At 61.2% G+C, this 10,867-nt stretch carries 9 protein-coding genes and 1 pseudogene; 5 read left to right on the top strand and 5 right to left on the bottom strand.

The window, feature by feature from the left end:
* Positions 1 to 12: 12 nt before the first annotated feature.
* Both DK870_RS30095 and DK870_RS26630 read right to left on the bottom strand, forming a co-directional pair.
* A pseudogene (locus tag DK870_RS30095) lies at positions 13 to 834 on the bottom strand (cache domain-containing protein); the annotation flags it as partial.
* Between the two features lie 72 nt (positions 835 to 906).
* Complete coding sequence (locus DK870_RS26630) at positions 907 to 2,226, bottom strand: Na+/H+ antiporter NhaC family protein (protein WP_161550204.1); 1,320 nt, start codon at positions 2,224 to 2,226, stop codon at positions 907 to 909.
* Positions 2,227 to 2,540: 314 nt separating this feature from the next.
* On the opposite strand from DK870_RS26630, the gene DK870_RS26635 reads away from it, so the two are divergent.
* Positions 2,541 to 4,688 (top strand): methyl-accepting chemotaxis protein, encoded by a 2,148-nt coding sequence (locus DK870_RS26635; protein WP_161550179.1) that lies wholly within the window; start codon positions 2,541 to 2,543, stop codon positions 4,686 to 4,688.
* A 34-nt stretch (positions 4,689 to 4,722) separates the two neighbouring features.
* Here the strand turns inward: DK870_RS26635 and DK870_RS26640 are convergent, their stop codons facing one another.
* Genes DK870_RS26640 through DK870_RS26650 form a run of 3 tightly spaced genes read right to left on the bottom strand, consistent with a single transcriptional unit; the run spans position 4,723 to position 7,030 of the window.
* On the bottom strand, positions 4,723 to 6,042 hold the full coding sequence (locus tag DK870_RS26640; protein WP_161550180.1) for a sensor histidine kinase: 1,320 nt from the start codon (positions 6,040 to 6,042) through the stop codon (positions 4,723 to 4,725).
* The gene (locus DK870_RS26645; protein WP_060752419.1) at positions 6,039 to 6,707 is read right to left on the bottom strand and encodes a response regulator transcription factor; all 669 of its coding nucleotides are present in this window, start codon (positions 6,705 to 6,707) and stop codon (positions 6,039 to 6,041) included. Before DK870_RS26645 ends, DK870_RS26640 begins: the two co-directional genes overlap by 4 nt.
* The gene (locus DK870_RS26650; protein WP_060752418.1) at positions 6,707 to 7,030 is read right to left on the bottom strand and encodes a PepSY domain-containing protein; all 324 of its coding nucleotides are present in this window, start codon (positions 7,028 to 7,030) and stop codon (positions 6,707 to 6,709) included. Before DK870_RS26650 ends, DK870_RS26645 begins: the two co-directional genes overlap by 1 nt.
* Positions 7,031 to 7,178: 148 nt before the next feature.
* Here DK870_RS26650 and DK870_RS26655 point away from each other — a divergent pair, with 148 nt between their 5' ends.
* From DK870_RS26655 to codB, 4 genes are all read left to right on the top strand, one after another.
* Positions 7,179 to 8,258 (top strand): hypothetical protein, encoded by a 1,080-nt coding sequence (locus DK870_RS26655; protein WP_090372129.1) that lies wholly within the window; start codon positions 7,179 to 7,181, stop codon positions 8,256 to 8,258.
* A 76-nt stretch (positions 8,259 to 8,334) separates the two neighbouring features.
* The gene (gene queD / locus DK870_RS26660; RefSeq protein ID WP_003190259.1) at positions 8,335 to 8,691 is read left to right on the top strand and encodes a 6-carboxytetrahydropterin synthase QueD; all 357 of its coding nucleotides are present in this window, start codon (positions 8,335 to 8,337) and stop codon (positions 8,689 to 8,691) included.
* A 96-nt stretch (positions 8,692 to 8,787) separates the two neighbouring features.
* Positions 8,788 to 9,411, top strand: a complete 624-nt coding sequence (locus tag DK870_RS26665; RefSeq protein WP_060752416.1) for an NUDIX hydrolase — start codon at positions 8,788 to 8,790, stop codon at positions 9,409 to 9,411.
* A 176-nt stretch (positions 9,412 to 9,587) separates the two neighbouring features.
* Complete coding sequence (gene codB, locus DK870_RS26670) at positions 9,588 to 10,856, top strand: cytosine permease (protein ID WP_104993242.1); 1,269 nt, start codon at positions 9,588 to 9,590, stop codon at positions 10,854 to 10,856.
* The last annotated feature ends 11 nt before the right edge of the window (positions 10,857 to 10,867 follow it).

Consider the following 10,867-nt stretch of genomic DNA (forward strand, 5'->3'; position numbering starts at 1 on the left):
GTGGATTTTGTCGACAAAACGATTGAACGCGACGGCAAGATCGCCCAACTCATCCTGGCTGGTGATCGCCAGGCGGCGGGTCAAATCGCCTTCACCGGCGGCGATGTCGTCCAGGTTGGCTTTCATCAGGCCCAGCGGACGCAGGATGGTATTGGCCACTATCATGCCCACGGCGGCAATCACCAGCAGCACCACCACGGCCACACCGAGGATGCTCAGCAGCACGCCCTCCATGCGTTTCTCGACCTTGGCCTCGACCACTGCCACTTGGGCTTCAATGCCATCGAGATTGACCGAGGTACCAATCACCATGTCCCATTTCGGCAAGTACTCGGTATAGCCGAGCTTGGGCACCAACTCGGTCTGGCCGGGCTGGGTCGAGCTGTATTGCAGGTAGTGGGTGCCGTCCTTGGCGACCTTGACCAGGTCGCGGTTGACGTAGACGCCGTTGGGGTCGCGGTTGTCCTTGAAGCTCTTGCCTACGCCATCGGGGCTGTTGCCCTTGAACAGGCGGATGGTCTCGGAGTCATAGCCGAAGAAGTAGCCATCCTTGCCATAGCTGGTACTGGACAGCAGCTTGACCACCTCGGCCCGCGCCGCCATGTCGCCGGGGGCGGCCGCGTCGTAGAGCGGCTTGACGGTGGTCATCGCCACTTCCACGTAACTGCGCAGCGTCGTCTTGGCGTCGTTGAGCAGGCGCTGGCGGGTTTCGTCCACCTCGTTGCGCGCCTGCCCCTGCAGGATCCACACCGTGGTCAGGCTGATGACCACGGCAAACAGCAATACCGGCACGACGGCCAGGGCCAGGACTTTGGCCTTCAAACTCAGACGCATGGCTTTTCTCTCTTATTCGTGGCGACTTGAGAAGTTAACGGCCAATTGTCCGATTTCTGTAGGACAACCCTGTCAGAGGTTCATCGCGGCAATCCAGCCAAACGCCAACAACGGAATATTGTAGTGCAGGAACGTGGGCACCACGGTGTCCCAGATATGGTGATGCTGGCCGTCAATGTTCAGGCCGGAGGTCGGGCCGAGGGTGGAGTCCGACGCCGGCGACCCGGCATCACCCAAGGCCCCCGCCGTACCGACGATGCACACGATAGCCAACGGGCTGAAGCCCAGTTGCACGCACAGCGGCACGAAAATCGCGGCGAGGATCGGCACCGTGGAGAACGACGAACCGATCCCCATGGTCACCAGCAGGCCCACCAGCAACATCAGCAACGCGCCCACACCCCGGCTATGGCCGATGAACGCCGCCGACGCTTCCACCAGCGAGCGCACGTCGCCGGTGGCCTTGAGCACTTCGGCAAAACCCGACGAGGCGATCATGATGAAGCCAATCATCGCCATCATCTTCATGCCTTCGGTGAACAGGTCGTCGGTCTCGCGCCAGCGCACGATGCCGGACACCGAGAAGATCAGGAACCCGGCCAGGGCGCCGATGATCATCGAGTCCAGCCACAATTGGATGATGAATGCCGCAGCGATCGCCAGCCCGGCCACCAGCAGGGTCAACGGGTTGTATTGCACCGCCACTTGCTCGACCCGCTCGATTTTCTCCAGGTCATACACACGCTTTTTGCGGTAGCTGATGAACACCGCCACCAACAGGCCGACCACCATGCCCAGCGCCGGCAAGCCCATGGCGTGGGTAACGTTGACCTGACTGATGTCTACGCCGCTCTTGGCGACGTTGGCCAGCAGGATCTGGTTGAGGAAGATGTTGCCGAAGCCGACCGGCAGGAACATGTAGGGGGTGATCAGGCCGAAGGTCATCACGCAGGCGATCAGGCGGCGGTCCAGTTGCAATTTGGTCAGCACGTACAACAGCGGCGGGACCAACAGCGGGATAAAGGCAATATGAATGGGCAGGATATTCTGCGAGGCAATCGCGACGCTCCACAGCAGGCCGATCAACAACCATTTGACGTGATTGCCGCCCGTCGCTTCCTGGCGATCCACCAGCAGCAACGCTTTGTCCGCCAGGGCGTGGGCCAGACCGGATTTGGCAATCGCCACAGCGAAAGCGCCGAGCAAAGCGTAAGACAAAGCCACGGTTGCACCGCCGCCCAAACCACCGTTAAACGCTTTGAGCGTGGCTTCGATACCCAGGCCACCGGTCAAGCCGCCCACCAGCGCACCGACAATAATGGCGATGACCACATGCACGCGGGACAGGCTGAGCACCAGCATGGTGCCGACCGCGGCGATTACTGCGTTAATCATGGTTACCTCAAGACAGAAAACAAAAGAACAGGCATACGTCGCCCAGGCGGCCATGGAACAGGGTGGCCGGCGTGCAGGCTGAGGAGGTCTTATTAGAGGGCGGGCACTTTGCAGCAGGTGGGCGGGCATGTCAAAAAACCCGGGCAAGTCCTAATGCCAGTCAGTTAAAAGAACCTGCCGCGACCAAACGCTGTGTTCTACATCCACCATTTAACTGACTGGCATTACGGCAAGCCCGGGCCCCGCAAATAAAGAAATCAGACGTGCCGCCGATAACGGGTCTCTATGTGTTTTCAGGTAAGGATGTCCCGATGTCGCTCAGACAGCTCTCCATTCAATGGAAAATCACCCTGCTCGCCGGCCTTTGCCTGCTGGGGATCGTGACCCTTCTGGTGGGTTTGTCGCTGTATCGCATGGCGCAGAGTTCCGAGCAGGTCAAAGCGTCCAGCATGCAGATGCTTGATGCAGCCGCCCAGACGCGCATCGAAGCGCAGGGTGAAGGGCAGGCATTGGGCATTCGCCAGCAGTTCATGGACGCCTACCAGTACGGCCATGGCTTTTCCCGCCAAGTGCTGTTTCTGCGCGAACAGGCTGAAAAGCGCTTTCTCGATGCCTTCGACACCCGCGAAGACCTGACTCGCCAGGTCAAGGCCGCGTTGCAGGCCAACCCGGACCTGCTCGGTTTGTCCCTGGTGTTCGAAGTGAATGCGCTGGACGGCAAGGACGAGCTGTTCGCCAATCAGAAAGAACTGGGCAGTAACGAAAAAGGCCGCTTTGCCCTGTACTGGTCGCAACCCACGCCGGGCAAACTGACCTCGATGTCACTGCCCGAAAGCGACATGGCCGATACCAGCGTCGGCCCCAGCGGCGAAAAAGCCAACGCCTGGTTCACCTGCCCACGCACAACCCTCAAACCCTGCGTGATCGAACCGTATTTTTATGTGATCGACGGGCAGAACGTGCTGATGACCAGTATCGTGTTCCCGTTGATCGTCAACGGCAAAGTCATCGCCTCGCTGTCGGTGGACATCAACCTCAACAGCTTGCAGGCCGTCAGCCAACAGGCGAGCCAGAAGCTGTATGACGGCCAGACCCAGGTCAGCATCCTCAGCCCGACCGGCTTGCTTGCCGGTTACAGCCCGGACGCGAGCAAACTCAGCCAGCGCCTGGACCAGGTCGACACTGCCAGCGGCGCGCAGTTGATCAGCGCCCTCGCCGGCAGCACGCAAACCCGCAGCCTGCGCACCGGCCAGCAACTCAAGGTATTGGCGCCGTTTACACCGATCCCGGGGGGCAAGCCTTGGGGCGTGTTGCTCGACGTGCCGGAGAAAGTCCTGGTCGCGCCTGCCGAAGCCCTGAAAGCGCAACTGGACGCCGACAATGCCAAGGGCACCCTGCTGGAACTGAGCCTGGGCCTATTGGCTGCGGTGGTGGGCCTGGCGCTGGTGTGGCTGATGGCGCGCAGCGTGACCCGTCCGATTCTCGGCGTGGCGCACATGCTTGAAGACATCGCCAGTGGCGAAGGCGACCTGACCCGCCGCCTGGCCTACGACAAAAAAGATGAGCTGGGCCAACTGGCCGGCTGGTTCAACCGCTTCCTCGACAAGCTGCAGCCGATCATTGCCGAAGTGAAACGCTCAGTGCAGGACGCCCGTGGCACCGCCGACCAATCCGCCGCGATCGCCACTGAAACCAGCGCCGGTATGGAACAGCAATACCGCCAGGTCGATCAGGTCGCCACCGCCTCCCATGAAATGAGCGCCACCGCCCAGGATGTCGCCCGCAGCGCGGCCCAAGCCGCCCAGGCCGCACGCGATGCCGACCAGGCTACGCGTGAAGGCTTGACGGTAATCGACCGTACCACCAGCAACATCGGTGCGCTGGCCGCCGACATGAGTACCGCCATGGCCCAAGTCGAGGGCCTGGCAGCCAACAGCGAACAAATCGGTTCGGTGCTGGAAGTGATCCGTGGCATCGCCGAGCAGACCAACCTGCTGGCGCTCAACGCCGCCATCGAAGCGGCCCGGGCCGGTGAAGCTGGGCGTGGGTTTGCCGTAGTTGCCGACGAGGTGCGTAACCTGGCGCGACGTACCCAGGAGTCGGTGGAGGAAACCCGCCTGGTGATCGAGCAATTGCAAAGCGGCACCACCGAGGTGGTCGGTGCCATGGGCAATAGCCATCGCCAGGCTCAGGGCAGTGTCGAACAGGTCGGCCAAGCGGTGACGGCCTTGCGCCAGATTGGTGACGCAGTCACCGTGATCAGCGACATGAACCTGCAAATCGCCAGCGCTGCCGAGGAACAAAGCGCGGTGGCTGAAGAGATCAACAGTAATGTGGCGACGATTCGGGATGTGACCGAGTCGTTGTCGGAGCAGGCCAATGAGTCGGCGCGGGTCAGCCAGGCGTTGAACAGCCTGGCGAATCAACAGCAGGGGCTGATGGATCAATTCAGGGTCTGAACACCGTAGGAGATTCAATTTGGAGGGCGCTGTGTCAGCTCTGGCGTTTGGGGAGTTCGACCAGCACCTTCAGGCCTCCCAGCCGGCTCTCCTGCAACTGCAAGACCCCGCCCCACACCTCGACGATATCGCGCACGATCCCCAACCCAAGGCCATGGCCGTCGATCTGCTCATCCAGACGCGTGCCGCGGCTGAGCACCTTGTCGCGGTCGGTCTCGGGAATACCGGGGCCGTCGTCTTCCACGGCCAACCGATAGGTCTGCGTCGTTTCGCCGATGCTCAGGCAGACTTCGGCGTCTGCCCATTTACAGGCGTTGTCCAACAGGTTGCCGAGCAGTTCCAGCAGATCTTCGCGGTCCCAGGGTAATTGCAGCCCGGGCGACACCTGATAGCTCAAGTCCAGATGTTCACCGTGGATCATGTTGAGCGTGGCCAACAGGCTGGGCAGTTCTTTTTCACAGTCAAACAATGCGCCGGGCAGGGTTTCACCGGCCAGGCGTGCGCGGTTGAGTTCACGATTGAGGCGTTGCTGCACTTGCTCAAGCTGCTCACGCAACAACTTGCTCAGGTGCGGATGGTCCTTGAGCGGCTCGCTGGACGCTGCGCTCAATAACACGGCCAGCGGGGTTTTCAAGGCATGACCGAGGTTGCCCAGGGCGTTGCGTGAACGCTTGAGGCTGTCTTCAGTGTGGGCCAGCAGGTGGTTGATCTGCGCCACCAGCGGCTCCAGCTCCAGCGGCACCTGGGTATCGAGCTGCGAGCGTTGGCCTTGTTGTAACTGGGCGATCTGTTCGCGGGCGGTCTCCAACGGGCGCAACGCACGACGTACGGTCACCCGTTGCAGGATCAACACCAGCAACAACGCCGCCAACCCCAGCACCAGACCGATTTGCCGCATCAGGCGAAAGCTTTCCCGCACAGGTGTGTAGTCCTGGGCCACGCTGATGGAAATCGACTGCCCAAAACGTTTGTAGTCCGAACGCAATACCAGCAGTTGCTGGCCCTCCGGCCCCAATTGCAGGTTGCCTTTGAGACCGGTCTGCGGCAGGCGCGGCAGCTCCTGGTCCCACAGCGAGCGGGAACGCCAGTGAACATCGGCAAAATCAATCCGAAAGTAATGCCCGGAAAACGGTCGCTGATAAGCCGGTGACAAACGGTGCTCATCGAGTTGCACGCCATCGGCCCCCCGCACCAGCGCAACCAGCAGGTTCTCGCTATCGTTGCGCAGCCCAGCCTCCAGGTAGCGTTGCAACCCGGCTTCGAACAACCACAGGCTGGTCTGCGCCAGCACCACGCCGACGACCACCATCACACTGACCAGGCCCAGGCTCAGGCGCCGCTGAATGGACTTCATGCAGGGCTGGCGCCAAACCGGTAACCCTGGCCGCGCCGGGTTTCGATCACACTGCGGCCCAACTTGCGGCGCAGATGGTTGACGTGGACTTCCAGCACATTGGAATCGCGCTCGCTCTCGCCGTCGTATAAATGTTCAGCCAAGTGGCTTTTCGACAGGATCTGCTGGGGGTGCAGCATGAAGTAGCGCAGCAGGCGAAACTCGGCGGCGGTCAGCTGGATCTCGTCACCATCGCGCAGCACACACTGGCGCCCCTCATCCAGGTGCAGTCCGGCGGCCTGCAAGGTCGGCTGGTTGGCCTGGCCGTGGGAACGGCGCAACAGTGACTGAATGCGCAGGAACAACTCTTCAGGATGAAAGGGTTTGGCGAGGTAATCATCCGCGCCGGCCTTGAGCCCTTCGATGCGCTCGGCCCAGGAATCGCGGGCGGTCAGAATCAACACCGGCGTGACCAGTGACGCCGCACGCCATTGCGCCAGGACTTCAAGCCCGGGCAGGCCGGGTAAGCCAAGATCCAGAATGATCAGGTCATAGGGCTCGCTGCTGCCCTGATAGGCTGCATCACGGCCATCGGCCAGCCAGTCGACGGCGTAGCCCTGGCGTTGCAGGCCGGCCAGCAGCTCATCGGCGAGGGGAACGTTGTCTTCCACCAGAAGCAGGCGCATCAGTCGTCTTCCTTATCTTTGAGCAGCGCGCCGGTGCTCGCGTCGAGCTCGATTTCGCGCACGACTCCCTCCACCGTCAACAACTCGATTTCGTAGATATAGGGCACCGGGCGGTCCTTGTGCTCTTCAAGCTCGGCATCGAGCAACTTGGCACCGGGGTAGCGTTCCAGCGCCGGGCCCAGCAAGTGCTCCAGAGGGGCGATGACGCCCTTCTGACGCAGACGCAAGGCTTCGTCCGGGCCGAGGTCGTGGGCCGTCAGGTGGGAGCTAGTCAATAGCAACACCAATGCCATTGGACCGCCCCCCCGTAGATTTACCTTCATTGCGTATCCTGCTGTTCCTTGAGGTCACCACGTTAACCGTCGCAACTTAACTGAAACTGAATTGCCACCATGGCAATTTTCATCGATCAGCGGCCCCATCGCCAGGCGAGATTTCCTATACTGCCCGCTCGCTTCAAAAGAGACCGGTATGACAGCCATCCACATCAAGTTTCCCGCCTTGACCCTCAAGGCCGGCCAGCGCGCCCTGACGCGTATTCGCGAACAGGGCCTCAAGCCCGCCGATGTCGGCATCCTACCCGGTGCGGCCGGTGGCCCCAAGGCCTTGGGGATTCAGGGCCTGGATCTGGCGCTGTTCGGCGACTGGCTGCCTCGCGCGCCCCGTGAGCGCGCGCTGATCGGCGCCTCCATCGGTTCCTGGCGATTTGCCAGTGCCTGCCTGCCCGACCCGGTACAAGGCCTGCTCGACCTCGGTCGCCTGTACAACGAACAGAGCTTCGCTAAAGGCGTGACCATGGCCGAGGTCACCCAAAGCTGCCGGCGCATGCTCGATGACTTGCTGGCCGGCCGTGATGCACAGGTGCTGGCCACTCCCCACTATCGCCTGAACATCATGGTGGTCAAGAGCCATGGCCTGCTCGCCGATGACCATCGCGGGCGCCTGGGCCTGGGCCTGACTTCGGTGATTGCCGATAACTTGCGCGGTCGTGCACGGTTGTCGCGGCATTTTGAACGGTTGATCATCCACGACCCACGCCAGGCGCCACCGTTGCATCCGTTGACAGATTTCCCATCGCGTTTCCTGCAACTGGAGCTGGGTAACCTGCGCCAGGCCTTGCTGGCCTCAGGCTCCATTCCCATGGTGATGCAAGGCATACGCGACCTGCCCGGCGCCGGCCACGGCACCTACCGCGACGGCGGCTTGCTGGACTACCACCTCGACCTGCCCTACCACGGCGACGACATCGTGCTGTATCCGCACTTTACCGACCGGGTCATCCCTGGCTGGTTTGACAAGGGCCTGCCGTGGCGGCGCAGCAATCAGCAGGGTTTGCAGGATGTGTTGCTGCTGGCACCGTCCAAGGACTACCTGGCCCGCCTGCCCCACGGCAAGCTGCCGGACCGCAGCGACTTCAAGCGCTTCATGGGCGATGACCCGAGCCGCAACAAGTACTGGCAAACGGCAATGAGCGAAAGCCGGCGGTTGGGCGATGAGTTCCTGGAACTGGTCGATAAGGGCGGCCTGGGCGAACGCTTGCAGGCGCTTTGACCGAGCGGTATGCGCGGCGAGGGATCAAACTGTTAAACTCGCCGCCTGCCAGATACCTGACCGAGCTGAAAACACTGTGGAAATCTTCAAGGAATTTACTTTCGAATCCGCCCACCGCCTGCCCCACGTACCGGAAGGCCATAAATGCGGGCGCCTGCATGGGCATTCGTTCAAGGTGGCCATCCACCTGAGCGGCGACCTCGACCCTCATACCGGCTGGATTCGCGACTTTTCGGAGATCAAGGCGATTTTCAAGCCGCTCTACGAACGTCTCGACCATAACTACCTCAATGACATTCCCGGCCTGGAAAACCCCACCAGTGAAGTACTGGCCAAGTGGATCTGGAACGAGTTGAAACCGCTGTTGCCGGAACTCAGCGCGATCCGCATCCACGAGACGTGCACCAGCGGCTGCATCTATCGCGGCGAATAGACCGGCGATGTAAAGAAACCACCCTTGCGGTGGTTTTTTTATACCCCGCGTAGCACCCTTCCACCGGCAAGCCCTGTGCAGAACAAAGGAGACCCCATGGAAAACACTTGGCTGGCCCAGGCCAAACGCTTGCAAGCGTTGGCGTCCACCGGGCTGCATTTTTGCACCGACGACTTCGAGCGTGAGCGCCTGGAGGAAATCGCCGAGATTGCCCACAGCATGCTCGCGCAATTGGGCAGTGTGCCGCTGGAACGCATCACTGGGCTGGTGCCGGACTTTGCGAAGCGCTACTCCACGCCGATGATCGATGTGCGGGGTGCGGTGATCGAGGGCGAACGGATTCTGCTGGTGAAAGAGCTGACCGATGGCTGTTGGGCGCTGCCTGGGGGTTATGCCGATATCGGCTTGTCGGCGGCCGAGAATATCGTCAAGGAAATTCGCGAAGAGGCCGGTCTGAGCGTCACCGCACGGGCCCTGTACAGCGTCACCCACAAGGCCAAGGGTTTGTATCGACCGGACGTGCGGGACTTCTACAAGCTGTATTTCCTTTGCGAACGGGTGGATCAGCTCGCGCCCGCGGCGGGGTTCGAAACCACGGACGTGGGCTTTTTCAGCCTGGATGACCTGCCGCCCCTGTCCCGTGGGCGCACCATCGAAAGTGATCTTGAGGCGGCTTTTGCGTTTCATCGTGGCGAGACCACACACACGCTGTTCGACTGATCCAATTTGTATCATCGCTGCACTGCTTTCGTGCCCGACAAGGCACCGCACGCCCCTCCCAGTGTTTTGCTGCTATTTGACGACACAGACCGTTTGCGGTCGTTCGCCGGTCACCACTACTGATTTGGCACGCACGGTGCAACAGACCTGCGTCATTCATTCAGGGAGCAAGGCACATGACGCAGCAAGAACCGGGCAACGATTACCCCCTCAGCGAAGTCCCCTTGCATGCGCGCAAGGGCCTGGCTTCCACCGCCATGGTGCTGCTGGGCTTTACCTTTTTTACTGCGACCATGTTCGCCGGCGGCAAGCTGGGCGTGGCGTTCAGCTTTATCGACATGCTCGGCGTCGTGGCATTGGGTAACTTGCTGTTGGGCATTTACGCTGCGGGGCTGGGTTACATCGCCTTCAAGAGTGGCCTGAATTCGGTACTGATGGGACGCTTCTGCTTCGGCGAAGTGGGCAGCAAACTCAGCGACCTGATCCTCGGTTTTACCCAGATCGGCTGGTACGCCTGGGGGACAGCCACCGCCGCCGTGGTGCTGGGCAAATATCTCGAGTTGAGCCAAGGCAGCGTATTGGCCTTGATGGTGTTGTTCGGCCTGGTATTTTGCGCTACCGCCTATGTGGGTTATCGCGGGTTGGAGATTCTGTCCTACATCGCGGTGCCGGCCATGGGCATTCTATTGTTTCTATCCATGTGGGTCGCCACCGTGAAAGTGGGTGGCTTGAATGGCCTGCTGGCGGTGGTGCCGACCGCACAATTGGACCTGTCCACGGCCGTCACCCTGGTGTTCGGCACCTTTGTCAGCGGCGCAACCCAGGCCACCAACTGGACCCGGTTCTCGCGTTCGGCCAAGGTTGCGGTGCTGGCCAGCCTGATCGGATTTTTTATCGGGAATGGCTTGATGGTGTTGATCGGCGCTTACGGCGCCATCGTTTATCAACAGCCCGATGTGGTGGAAGTGCTGCTATTGCAAGGTTTCGCCATGGCCGCGATGGCAATGTTGCTGCTCAACATCTGGAGCACCCAGGACAACACCATCTACAACTTTGCCGTGGCCGGTTGCAACTTGCTGCGCACCCGGCGTCGCAAGACCGTCACCCTTGCAGGCGCGGTGATCGGCACCCTGCTGGCGTTGCTCGGCATGTACGACATGCTGGTGCCTTACCTGATCCTGCTGGGCACGGTGATACCGCCGATTGGCGGGGTGATCATGGCGGACTTCTTTTACCGTTATCGCGGGCAATACCCGCGCCTGGCCGAGGTACAGCTGCCGGCTTTCAACTGGCCGGGCTTGATCGCCTATGCCGTCGGTACCGTGCTGGCATTCAACTCCCCCTGGGTCGCGCCACTGGTGGGCATCGTCGCGGCATCGCTGACTTACATCGCGCTCACTGCCGCACTGCGCGCACGAGTCCCCTTGGCTGACGCTCCGGCATGAATCCGACCGGG

The organism is Pseudomonas sp. Q1, assembly GCF_009935975.1.
Taxonomy (GTDB): Bacteria; Pseudomonadota; Gammaproteobacteria; order Pseudomonadales; family Pseudomonadaceae; genus Aquipseudomonas; species Aquipseudomonas palleroniana.